The 21,373-nt window shown below is 48.2% G+C and carries 27 protein-coding genes; 13 read left to right on the plus strand and 14 right to left on the minus strand.

The genetic code is table 11. The features are described 5' to 3' along the window. Positions 1–5: 5 nt before the first annotated feature. Complete coding sequence (locus F941_RS02160) at positions 6–455, minus strand: carboxymuconolactone decarboxylase family protein (RefSeq protein WP_005007275.1); 450 nt, start codon at positions 453–455, stop codon at positions 6–8. 92 nt (positions 456–547) lie between these two features. Here F941_RS02160 and F941_RS02165 point away from each other — a divergent pair, with 92 nt between their 5' ends. From F941_RS02165 to F941_RS02190, 6 genes are all read left to right on the plus strand, one after another. Continuing rightward, positions 548–1,699, plus strand: coding sequence for a glycerate kinase family protein (locus F941_RS02165; RefSeq protein ID WP_081400539.1), 1,152 nt, complete (start codon positions 548–550; stop codon positions 1,697–1,699). Between the two features lie 375 nt (positions 1,700–2,074). Further along, positions 2,075–4,063, plus strand: a complete 1,989-nt coding sequence (locus F941_RS02170; RefSeq protein WP_005007279.1) for an ATP-dependent helicase — start codon at positions 2,075–2,077, stop codon at positions 4,061–4,063. Between the two features lie 90 nt (positions 4,064–4,153). Further along, positions 4,154–4,405, plus strand: coding sequence for an RNA recognition motif domain-containing protein (locus tag F941_RS02175; protein ID WP_005007281.1), 252 nt, complete (start codon positions 4,154–4,156; stop codon positions 4,403–4,405). A gap of 95 nt (positions 4,406–4,500) precedes the next feature. Beyond that, complete coding sequence (locus F941_RS02180; RefSeq protein WP_005007283.1) at positions 4,501–4,863, plus strand: ASCH domain-containing protein; 363 nt, start codon at positions 4,501–4,503, stop codon at positions 4,861–4,863. A 75-nt stretch (positions 4,864–4,938) separates the two neighbouring features. Then, positions 4,939–5,442, plus strand: coding sequence for a DUF6586 family protein (locus tag F941_RS02185; RefSeq protein ID WP_005007284.1), 504 nt, complete (start codon positions 4,939–4,941; stop codon positions 5,440–5,442). A 104-nt stretch (positions 5,443–5,546) separates the two neighbouring features. Then, on the plus strand, positions 5,547–5,825 hold the full coding sequence (locus F941_RS02190) for a hypothetical protein (protein ID WP_005007287.1): 279 nt from the start codon (positions 5,547–5,549) through the stop codon (positions 5,823–5,825). A 72-nt stretch (positions 5,826–5,897) separates the two neighbouring features. Here the strand turns inward: F941_RS02190 and F941_RS02195 are convergent, their stop codons facing one another. The 5 genes from F941_RS02195 to F941_RS02215 form a co-directional block, all read right to left on the minus strand. Then, the gene (locus F941_RS02195) at positions 5,898–6,140 is read right to left on the minus strand and encodes a hypothetical protein (protein ID WP_005007288.1); all 243 of its coding nucleotides are present in this window, start codon (positions 6,138–6,140) and stop codon (positions 5,898–5,900) included. A 195-nt stretch (positions 6,141–6,335) separates the two neighbouring features. Continuing rightward, positions 6,336–8,054, minus strand: a complete 1,719-nt coding sequence (locus F941_RS02200; protein WP_005007290.1) for a cation:proton antiporter — start codon at positions 8,052–8,054, stop codon at positions 6,336–6,338. Positions 8,055–8,193: 139 nt separating this feature from the next. Further along, positions 8,194–8,349: a 50S ribosomal protein L33 gene (gene rpmG, locus F941_RS02205; protein ID WP_003654787.1), complete on the minus strand. Its 156-nt coding sequence runs from the start codon at positions 8,347–8,349 to the stop codon at positions 8,194–8,196. Positions 8,350–8,361: 12 nt separating this feature from the next. Beyond that, positions 8,362–8,598 (minus strand): 50S ribosomal protein L28, encoded by a 237-nt coding sequence (gene rpmB / locus F941_RS02210; RefSeq protein WP_000048256.1) that lies wholly within the window; start codon positions 8,596–8,598, stop codon positions 8,362–8,364. A gap of 160 nt (positions 8,599–8,758) precedes the next feature. Then, positions 8,759–10,207: a coniferyl aldehyde dehydrogenase gene (locus F941_RS02215; protein WP_005007292.1), complete on the minus strand. Its 1,449-nt coding sequence runs from the start codon at positions 10,205–10,207 to the stop codon at positions 8,759–8,761. 115 nt (positions 10,208–10,322) lie between these two features. Between F941_RS02215 and F941_RS02220 the strand changes: the two genes are divergently transcribed. The 5 genes from F941_RS02220 to F941_RS02240 all read left to right on the plus strand — a co-directional run bounded on the left by F941_RS02220 (position 10,323) and on the right by F941_RS02240 (position 14,164). Further along, entirely contained in the window at positions 10,323–11,024 is a 702-nt protein-coding gene (locus F941_RS02220; protein ID WP_005007293.1) for a TetR/AcrR family transcriptional regulator, read from the plus strand. Positions 11,025–11,271: 247 nt separating this feature from the next. After that, positions 11,272–12,138: a formyltetrahydrofolate deformylase gene (purU, locus tag F941_RS02225; protein ID WP_005007294.1), complete on the plus strand. Its 867-nt coding sequence runs from the start codon at positions 11,272–11,274 to the stop codon at positions 12,136–12,138. 213 nt (positions 12,139–12,351) lie between these two features. After that, on the plus strand, positions 12,352–13,113 hold the full coding sequence (locus F941_RS02230; RefSeq protein ID WP_005007296.1) for a TonB family protein: 762 nt from the start codon (positions 12,352–12,354) through the stop codon (positions 13,111–13,113). A gap of 26 nt (positions 13,114–13,139) precedes the next feature. Further along, positions 13,140–13,760, plus strand: a complete 621-nt coding sequence (locus F941_RS02235; protein WP_005007297.1) for a MotA/TolQ/ExbB proton channel family protein — start codon at positions 13,140–13,142, stop codon at positions 13,758–13,760. Continuing rightward, the gene (locus F941_RS02240; RefSeq protein ID WP_005007298.1) at positions 13,760–14,164 is read left to right on the plus strand and encodes an ExbD/TolR family protein; all 405 of its coding nucleotides are present in this window, start codon (positions 13,760–13,762) and stop codon (positions 14,162–14,164) included. The genes F941_RS02235 and F941_RS02240 overlap by 1 nt, the downstream gene beginning before the upstream one ends. Positions 14,165–14,230: 66 nt before the next feature. On the opposite strand, the gene msrA is transcribed toward F941_RS02240, so the two are convergent. The 5 genes from msrA to thyA form a co-directional block, all read right to left on the minus strand. Beyond that, positions 14,231–14,755, minus strand: coding sequence for a peptide-methionine (S)-S-oxide reductase MsrA (gene msrA / locus F941_RS02245; RefSeq protein WP_005007300.1), 525 nt, complete (start codon positions 14,753–14,755; stop codon positions 14,231–14,233). 111 nt (positions 14,756–14,866) lie between these two features. Beyond that, positions 14,867–15,322 (minus strand): META domain-containing protein, encoded by a 456-nt coding sequence (locus tag F941_RS02250; protein WP_005007302.1) that lies wholly within the window; start codon positions 15,320–15,322, stop codon positions 14,867–14,869. A gap of 103 nt (positions 15,323–15,425) precedes the next feature. Beyond that, complete coding sequence (locus F941_RS02255) at positions 15,426–16,475, minus strand: Lnb N-terminal periplasmic domain-containing protein (RefSeq protein WP_005007303.1); 1,050 nt, start codon at positions 16,473–16,475, stop codon at positions 15,426–15,428. Between the two features lie 27 nt (positions 16,476–16,502). Then, positions 16,503–17,015, minus strand: coding sequence for a dihydrofolate reductase (locus tag F941_RS02260; protein ID WP_005007306.1), 513 nt, complete (start codon positions 17,013–17,015; stop codon positions 16,503–16,505). A gap of 98 nt (positions 17,016–17,113) precedes the next feature. Next, positions 17,114–17,956: a thymidylate synthase gene (gene thyA, locus F941_RS02265; protein ID WP_005007307.1), complete on the minus strand. Its 843-nt coding sequence runs from the start codon at positions 17,954–17,956 to the stop codon at positions 17,114–17,116. A gap of 315 nt (positions 17,957–18,271) precedes the next feature. Here thyA and F941_RS02270 point away from each other — a divergent pair, with 315 nt between their 5' ends. Together F941_RS02270 and F941_RS02275 are read left to right on the plus strand one after the other, a co-directional pair. Next, positions 18,272–18,850 (plus strand): peptidoglycan amidohydrolase family protein, encoded by a 579-nt coding sequence (locus F941_RS02270; protein WP_005007309.1) that lies wholly within the window; start codon positions 18,272–18,274, stop codon positions 18,848–18,850. Positions 18,851–19,053: 203 nt separating this feature from the next. Beyond that, positions 19,054–19,578 carry a peptidoglycan amidohydrolase family protein gene (locus tag F941_RS02275; protein ID WP_005007310.1) on the plus strand — a complete coding sequence of 175 codons (525 nt, stop codon included), beginning with the start codon at positions 19,054–19,056 and terminating at the stop codon, positions 19,576–19,578. Positions 19,579–19,631: 53 nt separating this feature from the next. On the opposite strand, the gene F941_RS02280 is transcribed toward F941_RS02275, so the two are convergent. From F941_RS02280 to lgt, 3 genes are all read right to left on the minus strand, one after another. After that, the gene (locus F941_RS02280; RefSeq protein WP_228128330.1) at positions 19,632–19,970 is read right to left on the minus strand and encodes a hypothetical protein; all 339 of its coding nucleotides are present in this window, start codon (positions 19,968–19,970) and stop codon (positions 19,632–19,634) included. A 38-nt stretch (positions 19,971–20,008) separates the two neighbouring features. Further along, positions 20,009–20,395, minus strand: a complete 387-nt coding sequence (locus F941_RS02285) for a hypothetical protein (RefSeq protein WP_005007315.1) — start codon at positions 20,393–20,395, stop codon at positions 20,009–20,011. Between the two features lie 126 nt (positions 20,396–20,521). Continuing rightward, positions 20,522–21,334, minus strand: a complete 813-nt coding sequence (lgt, locus tag F941_RS02290; protein WP_005007317.1) for a prolipoprotein diacylglyceryl transferase — start codon at positions 21,332–21,334, stop codon at positions 20,522–20,524. Positions 21,335–21,373 lie beyond the last annotated feature (39 nt).

Below are 21,373 nucleotides of genomic sequence, written 5' to 3' on the forward strand. Positions count from 1 at the left end.
TAGCCTTAAGGTTTGACGCTGTAGCGGCTGCTGACGGCAATCCGGTTCCATGCGTTAATGACAACCGCCAGCCACTCCACTGCGCTGATTTGCGCATCGGTCAAAAAAGGCAGGGCATCTTCATAAACTTCATCAGGCACTTGACCTTCAGCGACTAAAGTAATGGCTTCCATCAAACTGAGCGCAGCGCCTTCCGCCTGATCGTAATATTCAGTTTCACGCCATGCGCTGAGCAGGGCGATACGTTCGGCCGTTTCACCTGTTTTGAGCGCATCCTGCGTATGCAGGCGGATGCAAAAAGCGCATTGGTTGATTTGCGACGCGCGCAGTTTGAGCAGATGCGCAAAGCCTTCGCTCAGCTGCGCTTCTTGAACTTTTTGCATAGCCAAGGCGTCCAGCTCTGCAACTTTTTTGTATAAATCGGGGGCGGATTGGCCTAGATTGATTCGAGACATGATCGTTCTTCTGATGCTAAATTTTATTTAGTCTAAAGGAAAATTGCGTTAAAGCATGCTTAACTGAATACCGCTTCTTAAAAAAATATCCTATGAAAACATTTATCCTTGCCCCCGATTCATTTAAGGAAAGCATGACGGCTGAACAGGCGTGCGCTTCGATGCAGCGCGGCATTTTGCGGGCTATGCCCGATGCGCAGTGCATTCATGTGCCTATGGCAGACGGCGGTGAGGGCACAGTGGATGCCTTGATTGCGGCTTTAGCCGGTGAGCGCATTACATGTGAAGTGACAGGCCCTTTGCCGCATCAGCGGATCAATACGTATTTTGGCTTAATCGATGGGGGGAGCACTGCCGTCATCGAAATGGCCAAAGCCAATGGCATTGATTTATTAAAGCCTGAACAGCGCAATCCCTTGCTGACCTCAACCTGCGGTACAGGTGAAATGATCATGAAAGCGCTGGATTTAGGCGTGACGAAAATGATTTTAGGCCTGGGCGGCAGTGTGACCAATGATGGCGGTGCGGGCATGGCGCAGGCATTGGGGGCAAAATATTTTGATGCTGCCGGCAATTCGGTTGCTGCTTACGGAGGCAGCCTGAACCGCATCCAAAGCATGGATTTGAGCCGCTTAGATCCACGCTTAAATACGGTTGAAATTGTCATTGCATCGGATGTAAATAATCCGCTGTGCGGGCCAAATGGCGCATCTTATGTATTTGGTCCGCAAAAAGGCGCAGATGATGAGATGGTGCAAATCTTAGATCGCAGCCTCAGTCATTTTGCCGATGTTGCTGAACAGGCAGCGGGGCATGCATGCCGGAATTTTTCCGGTGCAGGGGCGGCAGGCGGTTTGGGTTTTGGCCTGATGGCTTTTGCTGGAGCTAGGATTCAATCGGGCGTGGAGCTGGTGATTGAACAGTGCCGCTTGGCGGAGAAAATTGCGCAGGCGGATTATGTGCTGACAGGTGAAGGTAAAATTGATTTTCAAACTAAGTTTGGCAAAACGCCGTATGGCGTGGCGCAGGTGGCGAAGCAGTTCAATAAGCCGGTAATTGCTTTTGCTGGTTTGGTGGGGGAAGGCATTGATGAGCTGTATGATTTAGGGTTTAGCCAGATTATCGGCATTAATCCGCCAGACAGTGTTTTGCTGGATGCATTGAAAAATGCGGAAGTGAATTTGGAAAAGGCAGTGGGCGCCTTTGTTCATACACTGGCTGATTCTATTCCATTGAAGCCATAATGCTGCGCGGTTTTTTTAGAGAGCGATGATTGGCGTCAATTGGGCTGAGGATCTATAGGGAATTTTAAAATATCATCAGCAGAAGCATGTCTTTGCTTCAAATCATTGGCATGGAGCTGCGCCTCCGAGCAAGCCTTTCTTGCTTATGAGGGCTGAGAAGTACTGCTTCGTAAGGCAACAAGATCCTTTGTAGGTACATCTGGATATGCGCCAATTCAGCGGACGGCAAGGATACCGCCCAGCATGCGAATTTGAGCCCTGTGATAATTATTTTAGTCATTGGCGCTTCGCTAAAATCTCAGCAGGGTTTTCTCTGCCAAGTTTTCTGCAGTCAGCTCTGTTAAACTATCCGCCTCCCTAGCGCGATGAGACACTATGAGTTTAGCCAGCCTGATTGATGAATTAAATCCTCAACAACGACAAGCCGCCATTACCGAAACCCAGCACAGTCTGGTCTTGGCCGGCGCGGGCTGCGGCAAAACCAAAACCATCGTAGCGCGGGCTGCCTACCTGATTGATCAAGGTGTGCCAGCCAACAAAATTCAAATTTTAACCTTTACCCGCCGCGCCGCCAGTGAAATTGTGGCGCGGGTAGAGCTGGCCTTAGGCGACCAAGCCAAGGGCCTGCGCGCATCCACCTTTCACACCTTTTGCATGTACCTGCTGCGCCGGATTCCAAATGCCTTTGGCTTAGAGCAGTTTTCGATTATTGACCGTGATGATCAGATGATGCTGTTCCGCCTGATCCGCGGCAAAGACGACAAAAAAAATCCGAATCAGCTGCCGAAACCAAAAGAACTCTGCGACCTGTATTCTTTTGCGCGCAACACCCGTCAGAAACTCAGCCTGGCTTTAGAAAAGCAGCTGCCGGAGTTTTTGGACATGAAAGATGAAATTGCCGAGATCATGAAAGAATATGAGAAGCGCAAGCGCAACCGCAGCTTTCTGGACTATGATGATATTTTGGCGGTGGTGGCCTCGGCTTTGGCGCAATCGGAAGGCTTGGTGGACTATGTTGCGTCTATTTGCCAGCATATGCTGGTCGATGAAATGCAGGACACCAATCCTTTGCAGTGGGCGCTGCTGGAACCGCTCAAAGACAAAGTGCATTTGTTCTGCGTGGGGGATGATGCGCAGTCGATTTATGGCTTCCGCGGCGCAGATTTTGAAAATATCCACCATTTTAAAGAGCGCGTGCCGAATGCACAGATCTTTAAACTGGAAAAAAATTACCGTTCAACGCAGGAAATTTTAGACTTGTCGAACTGGCTGCTGGATCAAAGCCCAATCAAATATGACAAGCGTTTAGAGGCTTACCGCGGCGATGGCATGAAACCGAAAATGCACATCTTCCCCAACGAATTTGATGAAGCCAAATGGATTGCGGTGGATATTAAAGAGCGCCATTATCTGGAAGGCGCGAAATGGAAGGATCACATGGTGCTGGTGCGTTCCAGCTTTGCCGCGCGCCATATTGAAGCTGCCTGCATTGCCGGCAATGTCCCTTACCGCTTTATTGGCGGCATGAAGCTGCTGGAAACCGCGCATGTGAAAGATCTGCTCAGCCTGCTGCGCGTGGTGGCGAATCCGCTGGATGATATTGCATGGATGCGCTTTCTGACGCTGTGGAATGGCGTGGGTGATGTAGGCGCGAGCAAGCTGTCGCATCAGCTGCTGCTGGAACCGGAAATGGACGCGATTGGGCAGAAACTGGAAAAATTCGGCAAAGTGCCAGATCAGGCCATTTTGATGATGAAGCAGATGATGGTGATCCGCCACGAAGTGAAAGAATGCGTCAGCCTGGCGATTCAGGCGATAGAAGAACAGCTGGCTGAAAACTATAAAAAAGACTGGCACCGCCGCCAAGGCGATTTTGAACTGGTGAAGCAGCTGGCGTCCAAGCATGGCCAGTTGGCTGAATTCCTTGAAGAATATGTGCTGGATCCGGTATCGATCAGCGAGATTGAGCGCCAGTCCGAAGATGATGTGGTCACGCTGATTACCATCCATTCCGCCAAGGGAACCGAGCAGAAAGTCTGCTATGTGGCCAATGTCTCTGCGGGGCAGTATCCGCATGCGCGTGCGCAGGGCAATTTTGATGATGTTGAAGAAGAGCGGCGCGTACTGTATGTCGCGCTGACCCGTGCGCAGAACGAGCTGATTTTAACCAAGCAGAATTTAAATATGTGGGCGCGCGATACGGTCGATGAGCAGGGCCGCACCGTGCAAAGCTATTTCCTGAATGATTTAACCCGCAATTTATGCACTTCTGAGACGCATTACAGGCCGCGTGAACAAACCGTGAAAAGCGCTTTAATTGAACGCAAGTCGATTAATTTAGATTTTGGCATCGATCTCGATTAAAATAGTCCTTTGACGTGATTTTGCACGCAAGTTCAAAAAGCAAAAAATAGGCAAATGCTTTTTGATGATGCAGCCTATTTGGAAAAATGAATGAATATTTTAGTACGTAACTTAGAGCGCTCAATTACAGAGGCTGAATTGGCGGAGCTGTTTAAGCCATTTGGCAAAGTGGAATCTGCTGTGGTTGTGATGGACAAGGAAACGGGTAAATCTAAAGGGTTCGGCTTTGTTGAAATGCCGAATGGCCGGGAAGCGATCAAAGCGATTAAGGGCTTGAACACGCTTAAAGTGAAAGGCATGGGCATCCGCGTGAAAGCCGCGGACGATAAGCCGAACGCGTAAATTAAAAAGGAGCAGTTACTGCTCCTTTTTTATGCAGGCATTCATTCACACAGCATTTGCTGCTCGCAGGCTAGACATATGTTTAAACTGAAGTCATGACATCAGCATACTTGGCGCTGTCGATTGTTGCCCCGAACGGCATGCGTATTGCACAAGGCATCAAAACACTGGAAGTCCGATCATGGATTCCTGAGCAGCTGCCGTTAAAAGATGTCGTCATTGTCGAAAATCAGCACTATTTGAATCACGAAGGCGATGAAGAACAAGGCTTGGCAGTCGCTATTGCGGATATTATTGATGTGCATCCCTGGCGCAAGGATGAGTTTGTGGCGGCTTGCGCAAGCTATTGGGCTGATGGCTATTCTGCATGGGTGCTGGACAATGTCCGGCCCATTGATCCGCCAATAGCCGTGCCCGCTAAGCGTAAAATCTATTTAATTGACATCGATCATCCGTAATATTTATTGTGAATTGCAGAATATTGCGATTAAGCTAAAGAGCAGACTCAAAGCCAAAATTTAGGAAATTGAACCATGTCCCGCGTTGCCCGTTTTCATGCTGACCGCACCAATCAGAAACTGTATTTTGCCCGCCTTGCCTGCCAGCAGGCTGAGCAGGTTGACCATGTTCAGCAAGCGCAGGCATTGCGTGAATCGGCTGTCTTTCATCTGCAGGGCGCTGTTTTGGCATTCTTGCAGGAGCTGGTGCGCTATTACCGCCTGAATGACGCTGCGCCGACGCTCAAGTCCATTGAAGAGCATATGGCCGCTAAAGGCCAGGTGTCTCCTGAAGTCACCGTCATGCAGCAGTTGGCGCAGCGGGGCTTTATTGCTGAATTGAAGCGCGCATACCGGATGTGCCAGTATGCGCCGGAACCGACGGCGCCGGAACCGGAAGATGAAACTTCTTCCAATCTCATCATTAAAGTTACGCAAACACCGCAAGCGTGGCTGCCGGATACAAAAATTCTGCGCGAATGGCATCGTGAATTGACTCAGCTGATAGACGGCTTCAGAAACGAGATGGTTGAATTCTAATCCGATGCTTGGCGCTTGAATTTCAATAATCGGTCCCGATATATATTAGTCTAAGCAATGCAAGGCGCTTGTGCCTTTGCCACCATGTTGCACATGGAGGAACTATGTCTATAGAACAATTGAAAGAATTATTTGGAAATCAGGAAGCGGTTTTGGAACTGGTTCAGCTGGAAGGCGGTGAATTGGCATTGCGTAATGCTGGGTCTGACAAAGAGCCCTTGGTCACAATTCATTTTAATGAAGAAGTGAAAGCATTATTGGGGGAGGAAACTCCTGTGGTTGCGCAGCATATGATTCAGGCAGCCTTGTTCAGTCTGCTGGAAAAACAAGTCAATGAATGGCAAGCTGAAGTCGTGGATGAAAAACCGCAGTTTATGAGTTGATGATTTTAAAGAATTTTGAAAAAAACGCGCGTTTGGCGCGTTTTTTTCTGGGTGAACAAGAAAGGTTCAGCGTTAAGCGCCGCTGATGTGCGCAGGCGAAATAAACATCGACCCTAAAAAAACAATCAAAATACCGATCAGCTGCAAGAAAAATGGATTTTTGGCATCTTGCCAGTACAAAATTAAAAATACGATGGATATTGGCGAAAACAGCAGGCAGCCCAGTCCCCATAAAATGCTGTTTTTAAAGGCGGCAATTAAAAAGCCAATGGCGCCGATCAGAATAACGGCAAACCCCAGATACATAATGAACATTTTTTCTCTCTTGAGCGCACTGAATATGCTGTATTTTTTTATTGATTGTATTGAATTATAAAATAAATTCAATATTTTGCATTTTACGTGAATGAATTCAGACGCTGTGGGCTGGCAGGCCGCCAGCCAATCTCAGATAAAAAAATAAGGCTGATGCTTAACAGCACAGCCTTATTGGTAGCGCATATTAAAGGATTAATGCGTTGGCGCTTCATGATGCGCAATCTGAATTTGGTTCAAAATATGATTGCTCATATTCTTCGCCATTTCTTCTTTGGCAAAATAGACTTCGCCAATATTTTCCCTGCGGATCACTTCAGCTTCTTCCTTGCTTTCTGCACACACCAAAACTTGAATTTGGGGATTTAAGGTTTTGGCAATATCGACAATTTTATGGATGTCTAAAATATCCATAGGGGACAGCACCAGCAAGCGGGCATGCTGAATATGCGCCTGAATGAGCACACTCGGCTCAGTCGCCATGCCGCACACGGCAGCGATGCCTTTTTCCCGCAGGTTTTCGACAATTTCCCGGTTTTCTTCCGCAATCACCACTTTAATGCTCTCTTCCATGAGGCTGCGGGTAATGCGGCGGCCAACTTCACCATGGCCGACAATCACCACCTGATCGCGCAGGTAGTCCTGTGAGACCTCATCTGGAAGCATGGCTAATGGGTCACCGCTGCGTTCCAGCAAGCGGGCCAAATTCGAGCGCTCACGGATCCATTTCTGAATTGGTTCGACGGCTGAAAATACAAAAGAGTTCAGTGTGATTGAAATCAGCGCGCCAGCTAAAATCAAATTTTGCCCATCAATCGACAGTAAATTCAGCGAAACCCCGAGCGCCGCTAAAATGAAGGAGAACTCGCCAATTTGCGCCAGGCTTGCGCCGACGGTCAGCGCAGTATTGATCGGATAGCGGAAAAACAGCACCAATGCCATGGCCGCGATGGTTTTGCCTATCATAATGATGGCAACGACCGCCAGGACATGCAGCGGCTGCTCGATCAAAATGCGCGGATCAAACAGCATGCCGACAGAAACAAAGAACAAAATGGCAAAAATTTCACGCAAAGGCAGGGTTTCTTCTTCTGCGCGATGGCTGAAGTCAGACTCTTTCACCACCATGCCCGCAAAGAATGCGCCCAAAGCCATGGATACGCCGAAAATTTTGTATGCGCCAAAGGCAATCGACACTGCGGCGGCGACCACGGTCAGCGTAAACAGCTCGCGTGAACCTAAGCGCGCGACAATCTGCATAATCATCGGTACGAGGCGTTTGCCGATAATCAGCATAAAGGCAATAAAGCCGGCGACTTTCAGCAGCGTCGTGCCGAGTGTCAGCCAGATATTGTCATCGCTGCCGGCGCCTTCCAGCACCTGTCCGCCTAAAAGCACAGCCGTTGCGGGCAGAAGCACTAAAGCTAAAACCATCACCAAGTCTTCAACCAGCAGCCAGCCGACAGCAATTTTGCCGTTGACGGAATTCAATAGCCCCCGGTCGCCTAAAGCTTTCAGTAAGACCACAGTGCTGGCGCAGGATAAGCTCAGGCCAAAAACCAGCGCGGAGCCGAAACTCCAGCCCCACATCATGGACACGCCCATTCCCAGCAGCGTGGCGACGGCAATTTGCAGGATTGCGCCCGGCAGGGCAATCCTGCGGACTTGCATCAAATCATTTAAAGAAAAATGCATGCCGACGCCAAACATCAAAAACATTACGCCGAGTTCAGCCAGCTGATTGGCAAGATGAATGTCTGCTTCAATCCCTGGGGTATTCGGGCTGATAATGATGCCGGCGATTAAATAGCCGATCAGGGGAGGAAGCCGCAAACGGGCGGCGCCATAGCCAAAAACTAAAGCCAAGCCAAAGCCGACGGCAAGCAATATTATGAGTTCTACATCATGAGGCACTAAAAACTCCTTAAGCCAAAGTTAAGGGCAATCAAAATAAGCACAAAAAATGCCAAAATATAAGAAAGTGTAGCAAGCGGAACAAAAAGAATGCAAAAAAAAACGGCCTGAATAGGCCGTTTTTTTCAAGAAGCTAAAATTATTTAATTTTAGCTTCTTTGAAGATTACGTGTTGACGGATTTTTGGATCAAATTTTTTGATTTCCATTTTTTCCGGCATAGTACGTTTGTTCTTAGTTGTGGTATAGAAATAACCTGTACCAGCAGTAGAAACTAGGCGAATTTTATCACGCATGGTTCAGACTCCTTAGATCTTTTGACCTTGAGCACGCAGGTCAGCAACAACCTTCTCAATGCCCAATTTGTCGATAATACGCATACCTTTTGTAGTTAGACGAAGACGTACGAAACGTTTTTCGCTTTCTAACCAGAAACGGTGGTGATGCAGGTTCGGCTCGAACCGGCGTTTGGTTTTGTTATTGGCGTGCGAGACGTTGTTGCCAACGACTGGACGCTTGCCGGTAACTTGGCAAACCTTAGACATGGTGAACTCCATTGCTAGACAGCACCGATTGTGCGGCTAGTTATTAAGTAAACGGATGAAATCATTCAAGGGGCGTTTTATACCAAAAATGCGCTTAAAAGACAAGCGATTTTCATTAAAACTAGGCATGAACCCGTGCGATAGGTCATGCCTTGATCATTTAGCGAAGAAGGGTCTTTGAAATCAACTTGTGAATTGGCTTGTTAAACGGCGGAAGAATGAATTTCAAGCTGTATAACTTGGGATTCGACATCACTGACCGTTCATGCGACAAACTGAAGAAACCTTCTGGACCATGATATTTCCCCATGCCAGATGCACCAACGCCACCAAATGGTAAATCGTCTTGCGCGACATGGGTCAAAACCGTGTTTTGTCCGAAATGCCCTGAATGAGTACGCTGTGCGACATAATCTGCACGCGCCTGATCAAAGTCGAAGTAGTATAAAGCAAGTGGACGCGGACGGCTATTAATAAACTCAATAACATCGTCTATTTGATCATATTCCATGATTGGAAGGATCGGCCCGAAGATTTCATGCTGCATGATCTGCATATCCGGACGGATGCCTGTCAGCAGCGTTGGCGCAATTTTGCGCACAGCGGCCATATCTTCATGCTGAGGATTAACTTCAATGATCTGCGCGCCCTGTTCGCGGGCATCATCTAAATAGCTTTGCAGGCGGTTATACTGCTTATCATTAATAATCGAGGTATAGTCCTGATTGTCAGCAAAGCGCGGGTACATGCTTTCAGCGCAAGCTTTAAAGCGGTCTATAAATTCTGCAGTTTTGCCGCGCGGCAAAAACAGGTAATCTGGCGCGACGCAGGTTTGGCCCGCATTCCACAGTTTCCCGACAGCCAAGCGTTCGGCAACATCCTGCAAGTCAATGGATGGATGCACCAGAACCGGCGATTTTCCGCCCAGTTCCAAAATCACCGGAACCAGATTTTCAGAAGCGGCCGCCATCACGGTTTTGCCGACATTGGTTGAACCGGTGAAAATCATTTTGTCAAACGCCAGATGGCTGAATGCATCTGAAATGGCGCCGCCGCCATTCACAACAGCAACCAGTTCGAGCGGGAATGCCTCAGCCAAGGCTTTTTCCAGCACTGCGCCAAAGGCGGCCGATGAGCTGGAAATTTTAATCATGGCGTGGTTGCCGGCAGCCAAAGCGCAAATCAATGGGCCGATAGACAGCAGCAAAGGATAGTTCCACGGTGTGATAATGCCGACAACGCCCAGAGGCTGATACTGCACCCATGCTTTTGCAGGCTGATGAATAATGCCGACATGGCGTTTGGATGGCTTCATCCAGCCAGTTAAATGCTTGCTGTAATATTTGATGTGTTCCAGGCAGGTCAGCAGTTCACCAATTTTAGTTTCACTGATGGAGCGGTTACCGTAATCTTGATTAATTGCTTCAGCAAATTGATCTTGGTACTTAACTAAGATACGCTTAAGCCTTGCTAAACGGTCAATGCGCTCTTTTGCTGTTGGCAGAGGGTAGCGCAAATAAGCGTGCTTTTGCTGTTCCAGCACTTCATTCAAGTGCTGAATTTCAAATGAATGTGGTGTCATGGAAGTTGTTTTTGTTTGACTGTTCATACCGCGCTGCCATTTTTAAATAAGCGATTAAATTATTTTTAGAGTAAATGCTCTAAATAGTCAAGTTACTTTATGTGTTCGTTATATAACACATTGAACTCATGGTTATTTTAGGATGTCCCAGACTAAGACGCTGAAAACAAAAGAACGTATTTTGCAGCTCAGCCTGCTGCTGTTTAATGAGCGCGGCGAGCGTTCTGTTACGACCAATCATATTGCAGCTGAATTGGGGATGAGCCCTGGGAATCTGTATTATCATTTTCGAAATAAAAGCGAAATTATCAAAGAGCTGATGGAGCAGTACCAAAAGGAAACTTTGGAAATGCTCGCGCTGCCGGATGACCGCCCGCTGGATGCCAATGACAAAATCCGTTATTTTCAAGTCCTGAGCAGCCAGCTGTGGGCTTACCGCTTTTTGCACCGCGACGTCTATCATTTGGTGGAAAATAATGTTGATTTCCGCAAGATGTATCCGCGCTTTGCCGGCCAGGTGATGCAGCAGGGCCAGAAAATTTACAGAGCTTTCGTTGAAGCCGGCCTCATGGAAATGACGGATTCTGAAATTGAAGCCTTGGTTATTAACTTGTGGATTGTGCTGACCAACTGGACCAACTTTCTGTATATGTCGGGCCATATTACCGATTCCAATCATTTGGAAGAAAAATGGGTCTGGCAGGCGCTGCGTCAGATGGTGTTTTTGGAAGGCGCCTATTTGCGCGGTGAAAGCCGTCAAACGTATGAGCATTTGCTGGAAACAATGGGGGAGTCAGAACTGTTTGCCAGCCTGTCTTCACATAAATCATCGGATAGCGAATAAGCTTTTTTTTCAGCAGGCTGAACTTCCTGCATTCGCAAAATACTGCTCAATGCTCCTAAAAGGGGCGGTATTTTTTATGCCTTGGGTATTCGGACGCAGAAAGACAGGTTGCGCCGAATTTATGACTAAAGGCATTTAGGCCGGCAGCTGAAATGAATGTTTTGCAGCTCCTATTTAGTCTGGCTCTAAAACGGGTTAGAATACTCGGCTTATTTTTTATTAATTATATTTAGCGATACACATCAAAATGAATATGTCGACTGCAAATACTGCACGCTTGCTCATTACCTGCGAAGATAAGCCGGGTATTGTGCAAGCTGTATCGAGCTTTTTGTATCATCATGGAGCAAATATTACCGCACTTGATCAATACGCGACTGAAGCTCAGGGCGGGCGCTATTTCATGCGTGTTGAGTTCGAATTAGACAGTCTGCAAAGCCGCAAAGACAATTTGCTGCAGACCTTTGAAAATAATGTCGCTGCCCGTTACGCCATGCACTGGCGCTTAGCGCTGGTCAGTGATGTGAAAAAAGTCGGCATTTTAGTCTCTAAAGTGGACCATGCGCTGCTTGAGCTGTTATGGCGCCATTCGCGCGGCGGCCTGCCATGCGAAATTACCAAAGTGGTCTCTAACCATGAAACGCTGCGTGAAGCGGTAGAAAACTTCGGCATTCCCTTTGAAGTTGTGCCCGTGACCAAAGAAAATAAGCGCGAAGCCTATGCGCAAATTGATAACATGATGCAAGGCAATGACTTGCTGGTTTTAGCGCGCTACATGCAGATTCTGGATGAAGAGTTTGTGCGCAAATGGGAAATGAAAATCATCAATATTCACCATTCATTCCTGCCGGCTTTTGTGGGCGCGAACCCCTATAAGCAGGCGCATGAGAAAGGCGTGAAACTGATTGGCGCAACAGCGCATTATGTGACTGCAGAGCTGGACCAAGGTCCAATCATTGAACAGGATGTAGAGCGCGTCAGCCATGACTTTACGGTTGAGCAGCTGCGGGAACTGGGTCAGGACGTTGAACGCAATGTCTTGGCGCGCGCTGTGAAATGGCATTTGGAAGACCGCATCATTGTCGATGGCAATAAAACAGTCGTATTCCAATAAGGCATTGAATTTTGGATTGAAAAAGGCATACTCAAAGTATGCCTTTTTTTATGGCGCAATGTGCATTCGAAAAAGCCATAAAAATAGGCAAATTAATAGTTGCAAATGAAAACACTTCTCATTTATCATTGTGCCACTTTATTGCGCTATCCAATGAGCTGAATTGCAAATTGGAATGCACAGCGCACTGCTTCTTCAAGGTAACTGATTTTAATGAGCCAATCTTCTGCTCCCATGATGCCAGCTCCGAATCCAATGAAAAAGAAAGTGATTACTGCACTGGCAGCGGTCGTGATTGGACATGCCGGTGTACTGTGGGGGGTCAGCCATATGAAGACTCCTGAACTTAAGCCTGTCGAAAAAGACCCGATTCAAGTCCGTTTCGTTAAATTGGAAGAAGCGCCTAAGCCATTGCCTCCGAAGCCGAAGCCGCCGGAACCGAAGAAAGAGCCGCCGAAGCCGAAAGAGGTCAAAATCGTAGACAAGCCTTTGCCGCCGCCTAAAAAAGTGGAAAAAGTACAGCAGGTGAAAAAAGCGGATGCGCCAAAACCGGCAGTTAAGCCAGTAGAAACGCCTAAGCCAAGTCCAGTGGTATCCGCAACAGTTTCAGAAACTAAACGCCCTGTGCCAGAGCCGGCGCCTGTAGTGAAATCTGCGCCGCCAGTTCCGCCGGCGCCTGCAGCCCCGCCAGCGCCTAAAAGCGTCTCACTGGGCGGCGGCGTATCTTGGCTGAAAGCGCCAAGCGTGCGATTTTCCCCAGGCGAGCTGAAATCATCATGCTCAATGATGGTGGCGATCTCAGCCAATGAAGATGGTAAAGTGATTGCAGTAACGGCGAAGAATTCCAGCTGCGGCGCAGCAGTGGACCGTAAAGTAACGGCTGCTGTAAAACGCGCGCAGCTGACCAAATATATTGAAAATGGGGTGGCCTATCCAACAAAAGTGGAACAGCCATTTGATTTTCAGCTTAAATAACCGGCTAACCCTTTAGGAGTTCGAGTATGAACTTTTCAGTTTATTGGCAGCATGCCGATGCAGTCAGCAAAACACTGTATTTTGTCCTGCTGGCGATGTCGATTGTGACGTGGACTATTTTTGCCTTGCGCATTATGGGCACGCGCCAATTGAAGCAAGTGGCGTATAACCGCCTTTCAGATGCAGTGAATGCATTAAAAGCGAAATTGTCGCCATTGAGCTTTGAACAGCGTAAAGCTGTGGCTGAGCAGGCGCTGCTGCGTCAAATTGCAGCTGAAAAAGCCAATGCTGAAAAAGGCATATCTGTTCTCGGAACAATTGCGTCATTAGCGCCGTTTGTGGGCTTGTTCGGCACCGTATGGGGCATTTTCCATGCCTTGGTTGCCGTAGGCAAGAGCGGCCAGGCCGGCTTAGCGCAAGTAGCTACACCGGTCGGTGAAGCGCTGATTATGACTGGCTTGGGTTTGGCTGTAGCGATTCCAGCGGTATTGGCTTACAACATTGCAGTGCGCTTTAACCGCACGCTGACCAATGAATTGCAAGACCAAGCGCATGGCTTGCTGATTGATACCATGCTGCAGCAGGAATCTGCAAAAAAAGCTGAAGTGAAAGCAGTTCAGGAAGGTTTAGTTGGAGGTCAAGCTTAATGGCTTTTCAATTGGGTGAAGACAACGATGCAGGCATGAATGAGATGAACCTCATTCCGCTCATCGATATTATGCTGGTATTGATGATCATCTTTTTGGTGACAGCGACCGTTGCCAACCCATCAATTCCATTAACCTTGCCAAAAACCACTGCGGATATTGTGGATTTGCCGCCGCAAAAGGTGCAAGTCAGCATCAATGCGAACGGTGATGTCGCTTGGGATGATCAGGTGATTACACTGGCAGAGCTGGAACAGCGCTTTGCAGAAGCGGGTAAAGCGCCGCGTCAGCCGACAGTGATTTTAAAAGCAGACAAAGAAGCACGCTATGACACTGTAGCGCAAGTGATGTCCCGCGCGAGCGAAGCCGGCCTCAGCGATATTGCATTTGCAACAGATAATTGATTGATTCAGAAATAAAAAAAGTGGCCATTGAGCCACTTTTTTTTATTTCTTAATATGACAGGCCGCTTATTCCTCTTTCAGCAAGTCTTGGAACTTGCTGCGCAGCTTCATCAGTTTCGGCGGAATGGCAAAATTGCAGTAGCCTTGTGATGGATTGCGGGCAAAGAAATTCTGATGATAGTCTTCAGCAGGATAGAAAACCGGTGCAGGGCTCAGCTCTGTGACAATGTTCAAGCCGTCCGCTTTCAGGGCATCTATCCTCTGCTGCGCCTGCACGCGCTGCTCTTCATTCAAATAATAAATTACGGAGCGGTACTGCGTGCCGACATCATTGCCTTGGCGGTTGAGCGTGGTTGGATCATGGGTTGCAAAGAAGACATCCAGCAGCTGCGTGAAGCTGATCTGGGCTTCATCATAGTCAATCATAATCACTTCGGCATGCTGGGTATCGCCATTGCAGATCTGTTCATAGGTCGGCTGCTGAACGTGTCCGCCCGCATAGCCGCTGGTGACAGCGCTGACGCCTTTCAGCTGCAGGAACACAGCTTCCGTGCACCAGAAACAGCCGCCGCCAAATAATGCATGCTGCATAATCATTTCCTATCTTAATATTAATGAATATATAAGGGCATTTTGTTCAGCTGCAATGCTGGCTGCATGCCGGGCAAAGAAAAAGCCTGCATAAGCAGGCTTTGATTCGGATCAGCGGGGCTGCACTGCGCTTTCAAACTGAATCAGCAGGTTGCCGTGGCGGTCCAGCAGTTTCAATGTTTTGCCAAACACTTGGTAATGCGTCACTTTAGACAGCGCTTCATTGTATTTCTGGTCAATATTGCCGTTGTTGATGCATGCCATGCGGGTGCTTGCCAGCTGGCTGAGCAGCAGCGTGTCATTGCCAGCCGTGTACGCGCCCATAATGCGGTTGCAGCCGTCAGAGCCTGAAACACGCTTAGAGGCTTCATCAAACTGAATGCTTGGAATATTTCGGGCATTCGGCGCTGTTTTAATGGCAGTGCCGCCAATTTGTGTAGCGATCCATGTTTTATTTTGCAGAAGCTGCAGATTTTCGGTCATATGCGGAGAAGTCTGCATGCTTTCACATCCAGTAAAGGCGGCCGCTGAACCGAGCGCCGCCACTAAAAGAAGATTTTTTAACATTATGGGATTCTCTTGTTTTAAGTAGGCATAGTTGTATATAAACAAATATTTAGTTAAAGCTCCAGCCGTATTTGTATCTTTATTTTAATTTGGCATTCAGCGCTTATTCTGCTGGATGCGGTAAGCCTTTGCGGATCAAATATGAGTAATCTGCACTGCTGATGTGCTGATATCCGCTGACTCGAGGATTGATATGCGCGCGCTGATACCATGTATGCAGATCCCATTGCGGTGAAATGGCATGCAAATCGTAAAGATAATTGGGCAGATAGCCGGAAGCGAGTAAGCGGTAATCGGCAGGGAGCTCTTGCGGCGACACCGCCTGTACCATATCAAAGACCAGCGTTGTGCAGTTGCTGGTTAAGGTATTGTACCATTTCGGATGTTTGGCCAGCTCGTCTGCCTTATGCAGATACTCTTCAAAAAGCGCCATGCGTGCAGCTTTGGGCATATTCACTGGGAAAAAGTAGACCTGCTCACCGCGGATATTGCTGCGGGTATAAATCAGATCCTTTTCATCTGAGGCAACTAGGCTGAGTTCGTATTTACGGAAAAAACCGCCAATGGCAGAAAATTTCTCATCTTTTTCTTTGCGGATTTCGATCGAGAACGTCAGCGGCCGGCTATTGGCAAAATCAAAACTGACCAAGGTGTGGGCAATTTTGGGCCCCATCCAGTACGAGGTAATGATGTTGACCCCAGTAATCTGATTCAGGTCAAACTGGCGGGTTTCCCAGTGCTCTGTGTAGCTGCCGTCAGGATGCCAGTCGAAATTGCGGACATTATGCAGGGTAATGAGATCGCCCTGCTGTTCATAATGCAGCATTTTAGCCACTTCAGGCGCCCATGCCCGGTCTTGCTGAGCCTCCAGCCCAAAATACCAAAACAGGCTGCAGAGGAAGCCCAGAATATAAATGATGGCGTCTTTTTTGCGGCTGAAAAAAGGCTGAGCGGCGTAGAGGCCAAGGATGCTGAGCGCAAAGGCAATCCAAGCGCCAATCAGTATGCGGCTCCAAAGCCAGCTGAGGGGCTCTTGAATCCACAGCGCCATGCACAGCCAAATGGAAGACAGAATCACAAATAAGCTGAAGAGGGCGTGCAGTGCGCCGACTCCCAAAGCCCTGATGAATTCTGTTTTGCCAATGTTGTGCATATTCAGCTGTTTCTAATGAATTATTGTTTATTTTCTATAGGTTGCAAACTCAAATGCAATCCCTGTTTTGTCGTCAATATGCTGCTCTGCCTGAACTTTTTTAAAGCTGTCCGGAATTTCAGGATAGTGCGCATCGCCCTGCACATCCAGCTCAACATGCGTTAATTCCAAACGGTCTGCAATATCAAGGGTTTGCTTGAAAATTTCACCGCCGCCGATAATAAAAATGCTTTCCGGTTTTTCCGAGGCTTTGACATCTTGCGCAGACAGGGTTAAGGCTTCTTCAATGCTGTGCGCCACTTTTGCGCCCGCATAAGACCAGTCCGCATCGCGGGTAATCACCCAGTTCACACGCTTTGGCAGCGTGCGGCCCATCGACTCTAAAGTCTTGCGGCCCATAACCACCACACCGCCTTGGGTGATTTCTTTAAAATGCTTCAGGTCTGCTGAAATATGCCAAGGCAGGTCATTGCCTTTGCCAATGCAATGCTGCTGATCCATAGCGACGACGTGTACAACTTCTAAATTTTGGAACGCCATAGCGCACTACTCAAAAACGGTAAAAATTGCCTCTATTAAAATGCAAAATCCCGCTTTTCGCAAAGCGGGATTTTATTTTTTTGGCAATGCGGCTGTAATTAAACGGCTACAGGCGCTTTAATGCCGGGATGTGATTCATAACCTGCAATTTCAATATCTTCAAATTTAAAATCGAACAGGTCATGAATTTCCGGATTCAATTTCAATTGGCACAGCGCCATCGGTTCACGGCTGAGCTGCAGCTTGGCCTGTTCAAAATGATTGGCGTATAAATGCGTATCGCCGCCTGTCCAGACAAAATCACCGACACCCAGGCCGCAGACCTGCGCAATCATATGCGTCAGCAGGGCATAGCTGGCAATATTGAACGGTACGCCGAGGAACACATCTGCGCTGCGCTGATACAGCTGGCAGGACAATTTGCCATTCTGCACAAAAAATTGGAATAAGGTGTGGCAGGGCGGCAAGGCCACGTTCCCGGCTTCATTCGGGTTCCAGCCGGAAACAATTAAGCGGCGGGAATTGGGATTGGCTTTAATTTCATTGACCAGCCACTGAATCTGGTCAAAACCGTCTTGATTGAATGAGCCGTCTGCATTTTTGGTTGCGCCGAAATTACGCCATTGATGGCCGTAAACAGGCCCTAATTCGCCTTCGGGGCGGCCAAAGCGCGCGGTTTGCTCTGCTGTAGACCATTCATCCCAAATCGTAACTTTATTGTCCTGCAAATATTTAACATGGGTGTCTCCTTTTAGAAACCACAGCAGTTCAATCGCAATAGAGCGGAAGTGGACTTTTTTGGTGGTGAGCAAAGGAAAGCCTTTGGAAAGGTCAAAGCGCATTTGGTGACCAAATACAGAGCGGGTTCCCGTACCGGTACGGTCACCTTTGTCACCGCCGTTGTCAAGAATGTGCTGTAAAAGGTCTAAATATTGGCGCATATCACTCTCATGAAAATTGTTTTGCTGGCCGCACATATTAGCTGTTTTTGGCTGCAGATAAAACTGTTAAGCATTGTCAATCGAGCGTCAGCGGATTTGGCTGCATGCATAAAATAGGGCTTGCCTATACAGCGGGCTTACCGGATGCAGCAAATAACAGGTTGCAAAAAATTCGCCTTGCCAAGACGTTTCAAAGAATGGATTACATTTATATAAAGAAGTTTTAAGTTTGGTTTTTTAGTATCTAATCCGTCCAAAGCGCTGCTGCCGGAGCGCACGGCAGAACATTCTTTACAGGGAATTAGAGGAACACGCATGCTTGTAGATCTGCATCACACTGAAATTCATCAAACTATTCACTCTGCACCCGTGCAGATCGCACTGCGGAGTCAGAACAGCCATAAATATCCTCCAAGCCGTGTCCGTTTAGATCCCGATGTGATGCAATCCGGCCCAACAGCAGGCTTAAATACAGAGGATGAGGAGGAAAGCTTTACAGGGGATTTTAATTCAGATTCAGACCATGCTTCCGTCATTCATTTAGATAAATTTGTTCAAACGCTGGACAGCATTAAGGCGCATGTCAGCTCAAAACGCTGCGCGCGCAGCATCCGCATGGCGCTGCAAAGTGCTGGCGCCGTGTTTGGCAGCCATCCAGTGGCAGCCTCAGATTGGGGAGACACGCTGACGAAAATTGGCTATAAGCAAATTCAGCCTGAATTTGACAATCCACAGGAAGGGGATATTTATATTATCCGGCGCACGAACAAGCATGTGTATGGCCATATCGCTGGATTTAGCGGTTCTGAATGGGTCTCTGACTTTAAGCAGAAAAGTTACGATGTGTATAAAGAGACCGGATTAAAGTATGAATATTACCGTTTAGGCTTATGATGCAGCATTTAATTTTCGCCAGCGCAGACGGTAAATTTTCCTGAAAATTGATATAAAAATAAGCATTTGAAGCATCAATGCTGCGTTTGATAAAATTTTATTACATTTTTTCTGTGAAATTATTCTCATCTAGGCGTACCATCCCCTACGGTTAAAATATGTAAACGTAATCAATTTTGATTGCAGAGGAGGTTGTTGTAAGAATGGTTTATGATCAAAGCGTGGACATGCAGAACGCGCATAGCCCAGTGAAAGCAGAAATCGTGATCCGTTTACAGCACGGCAAAAATGTTAAGAAAGCGTCTGATCAAGTTTCTAGCCGCAATGCCAAGCCGAAAAGCGTATTTGGCGCGAATAACGGCCAGCGTATCGATATTGATAAGTTCGCACAGCGGTTGCGTGGCGTTACTGCGCAAACCAGCAGTCAGAAATGCGCGAAGAGCGTGCGCCTGGCTTTGGAATCAGCGGGCGCCAAATTTAACAGCCACCCAGTGGCGGCTGCGGATTGGGGCGGCACTTTAAGAAAAATCGGCTACCAAAAAATCAATCAGGCTTTTGACCGTCCGCAAAAAGGCGATATTTATATCATTGACCGTACGCATAATCATGTCTATGGGCATATTGCCGCGTATAACGGCTCAAATTGGGTATCCGATTTCCAGCAGCGCACACATGCCGTGTATAAAGACCCCAATGTGCATTATGAATATTACCGTTTAGGCCAGTAAGGCTCAGCGCTTGCAGCGCGCTGGCAAAATAAAAGACTTAAAACCGCGCCGCGCTATTCAAAGCGTTTGGCGCGGTTTTCGTAGATAGAGACTAAAAATAGGCCAATGGCGCAAAAGCCGATGCACTGCAGAATTTGCATCAGCATCTCTGTCCAGCTGCCGGTTCTTGGCAGGCAGGAAAACAAAACGATCAGCAGCAGATAGGGAATTTTTTGCGCGAAATGCCGCCATTTCTGTATGCCCGTGCCGGCTTGCGCCGGCATCACGCTGTACAGCACATGCATCAGCAAGCCAATGCCGAGGCTGATGCCGGTAAATGCGGGGCTAAGCTTGAAAATCTGGCTGCTGAAGGTGATGATCAGGCAGGCTGCGATGACGGCAAACAATTTCATTTGCCGCGTGCAGCGTTGGGAATACCAGAACTCCAGCATTACTCTGCGTCATTCTTGGGCTGATGCTGATTCAGCAGCGCCAGCGGTGAAAACATGCAGATCGACAGCGCCATAAAGCCGATGCCTTGCGCCCCGGGTATTAAAATTTCGCCTTCTTGCATATGCATGAAAATCAGCGCCAGCAGCAAGGCAATGGGAATCCACGTCAGCAGGCGGTACAGCAGTCCTGCCGGTTTGCTATAGGCGAAATGGATTTTGCAGTAGCGGCAAATCAGGAAAATAATGCCCGTGCCCAGAAACATTAAAATGGCGTCCGGTTTCAGCGGCTCCATCCAATACAGCGCCGCTGTAGCCGCAGCAATCACGGCAAAGATCATTATTTTTTTCAGGACAGAAATTTTAGGATTGAACCAAAACTCAAGCATGCGCGTCGCGGTCTGTAATTTGAATGCTGAAACTGTAGCACAGAACAGCGGGAAAAATGCAGTGCAAAAAAAGCGGGGCATTTGCCCCGCGTCAATTTCGCGCTCATCTTTATGCGGTTGTTGGCATCAGCTGTTTTTGAGCGGGCCCCAGTCGTAAATTTTTTTCTGATAGGCGTACCACATCATCCACAGGCCAATCAGAATCATCGGCACAGTGAGGAATTGGCCCTTGCTCATCCAGCCGATAAACAGCAGGCCATTGTCGGGTTCACGGAAGAATTCCACCACAAAGCGCGCAATGCCGTAGCCGATTAAGAACAGGGCAGACACTGCATAGCGCGGGCGCGGTTTCGAGCTGAACCACCACAGCACAATAAATAAAATCAAGCCTTCGCACAGCGCCTGATAGATTTGCGATGGATGGCGCACCAGCTGCAGCGGGTCGGTCGGGAAAATCATGCCGAATGCAAAGTTGGGGTCCGCCACAGGACGGCCATACAGTTCGCCGCCAATAAAGTTGCCGATCCGGCCAAACATTAAGCCTGTCGGTACGCAGGGCGCAATAAAGTCCAAGGTCTGGAACCAGGTCATCTTGTATTTTTTGCACCACAGCAGCATGGCAATCATGACACCCAAGAAGCCGCCGTGGAAACTCATGCCGCCTGTCCAGACTTGGAACAGCCATAAAGGATTAGCCAGGAACTGGTCAAATCCGTAAAAGAACACATAGCCGACACGTCCGCCCACCACGACACCCAGCGCACCGTAGAAAATCAGGTCAGAGACCATCTCCGAGTTCCAGCCGTCGCGCTGCTTGGCGCGGTGAGTGGCGAGGCCCCAAGCAAATAAAAAGGCCAATAGGTACATCAGTCCGTACCAGTGGACTTGCAGCGGCCCCAGCGATACCGCGACGGGGTCAATATTCGGGTAGGTCAGCATTGCTGCTCCTTGTCATTATGTTTTGCACAGATTTTAGCT

Source organism: Acinetobacter bouvetii DSM 14964 = CIP 107468, from assembly GCF_000368865.1.
GTDB classification, from domain to species: Bacteria; Pseudomonadota; Gammaproteobacteria; order Pseudomonadales; family Moraxellaceae; genus Acinetobacter; species Acinetobacter bouvetii.

Bases quoted from the DNA above. Each gene is read 5' to 3' on its own strand.
- F941_RS02160 (WP_005007275.1), bottom strand. From the start codon at position 455: ATGTCTCGAATCAATCTAGGCCAATCCGCCCCCGATTTATACAAAAAA.
- F941_RS02165 (WP_081400539.1), top strand. From the start codon at position 548: ATGAAAACATTTATCCTTGCCCCCGATTCATTTAAGGAAAGCATGACG.
- F941_RS02170 (WP_005007279.1), top strand. From the start codon at position 2,075: ATGAGTTTAGCCAGCCTGATTGATGAATTAAATCCTCAACAACGACAA.
- F941_RS02175 (WP_005007281.1), top strand. From the start codon at position 4,154: ATGAATATTTTAGTACGTAACTTAGAGCGCTCAATTACAGAGGCTGAA.
- F941_RS02180 (WP_005007283.1), top strand. From the start codon at position 4,501: ATGACATCAGCATACTTGGCGCTGTCGATTGTTGCCCCGAACGGCATG.
- F941_RS02185 (WP_005007284.1), top strand. From the start codon at position 4,939: ATGTCCCGCGTTGCCCGTTTTCATGCTGACCGCACCAATCAGAAACTG.
- F941_RS02190 (WP_005007287.1), top strand. From the start codon at position 5,547: ATGTCTATAGAACAATTGAAAGAATTATTTGGAAATCAGGAAGCGGTT.
- F941_RS02195 (WP_005007288.1), bottom strand. From the start codon at position 6,140: ATGTTCATTATGTATCTGGGGTTTGCCGTTATTCTGATCGGCGCCATT.
- rpmG (WP_003654787.1), bottom strand. From the start codon at position 8,349: ATGCGTGATAAAATTCGCCTAGTTTCTACTGCTGGTACAGGTTATTTC.
- rpmB (WP_000048256.1), bottom strand. From the start codon at position 8,598: ATGTCTAAGGTTTGCCAAGTTACCGGCAAGCGTCCAGTCGTTGGCAAC.
- F941_RS02215 (WP_005007292.1), bottom strand. From the start codon at position 10,207: ATGAACAGTCAAACAAAAACAACTTCCATGACACCACATTCATTTGAA.
- F941_RS02220 (WP_005007293.1), top strand. From the start codon at position 10,323: ATGTCCCAGACTAAGACGCTGAAAACAAAAGAACGTATTTTGCAGCTC.
- purU (WP_005007294.1), top strand. From the start codon at position 11,272: ATGAATATGTCGACTGCAAATACTGCACGCTTGCTCATTACCTGCGAA.
- F941_RS02230 (WP_005007296.1), top strand. From the start codon at position 12,352: ATGAGCCAATCTTCTGCTCCCATGATGCCAGCTCCGAATCCAATGAAA.
- F941_RS02235 (WP_005007297.1), top strand. From the start codon at position 13,140: ATGAACTTTTCAGTTTATTGGCAGCATGCCGATGCAGTCAGCAAAACA.
- F941_RS02240 (WP_005007298.1), top strand. From the start codon at position 13,760: ATGGCTTTTCAATTGGGTGAAGACAACGATGCAGGCATGAATGAGATG.
- msrA (WP_005007300.1), bottom strand. From the start codon at position 14,755: ATGCAGCATGCATTATTTGGCGGCGGCTGTTTCTGGTGCACGGAAGCT.
- F941_RS02250 (WP_005007302.1), bottom strand. From the start codon at position 15,322: ATGTTAAAAAATCTTCTTTTAGTGGCGGCGCTCGGTTCAGCGGCCGCC.
- F941_RS02255 (WP_005007303.1), bottom strand. From the start codon at position 16,475: ATGCACAACATTGGCAAAACAGAATTCATCAGGGCTTTGGGAGTCGGC.
- F941_RS02260 (WP_005007306.1), bottom strand. From the start codon at position 17,015: ATGGCGTTCCAAAATTTAGAAGTTGTACACGTCGTCGCTATGGATCAG.
- thyA (WP_005007307.1), bottom strand. From the start codon at position 17,956: ATGCGCCAATATTTAGACCTTTTACAGCACATTCTTGACAACGGCGGT.
- F941_RS02270 (WP_005007309.1), top strand. From the start codon at position 18,272: ATGCTTGTAGATCTGCATCACACTGAAATTCATCAAACTATTCACTCT.
- F941_RS02275 (WP_005007310.1), top strand. From the start codon at position 19,054: ATGGTTTATGATCAAAGCGTGGACATGCAGAACGCGCATAGCCCAGTG.
- F941_RS02280 (WP_228128330.1), bottom strand. From the start codon at position 19,970: ATGAAATTGTTTGCCGTCATCGCAGCCTGCCTGATCATCACCTTCAGC.
- F941_RS02285 (WP_005007315.1), bottom strand. From the start codon at position 20,395: ATGCTTGAGTTTTGGTTCAATCCTAAAATTTCTGTCCTGAAAAAAATA.
- lgt (WP_005007317.1), bottom strand. From the start codon at position 21,334: ATGCTGACCTACCCGAATATTGACCCCGTCGCGGTATCGCTGGGGCCG.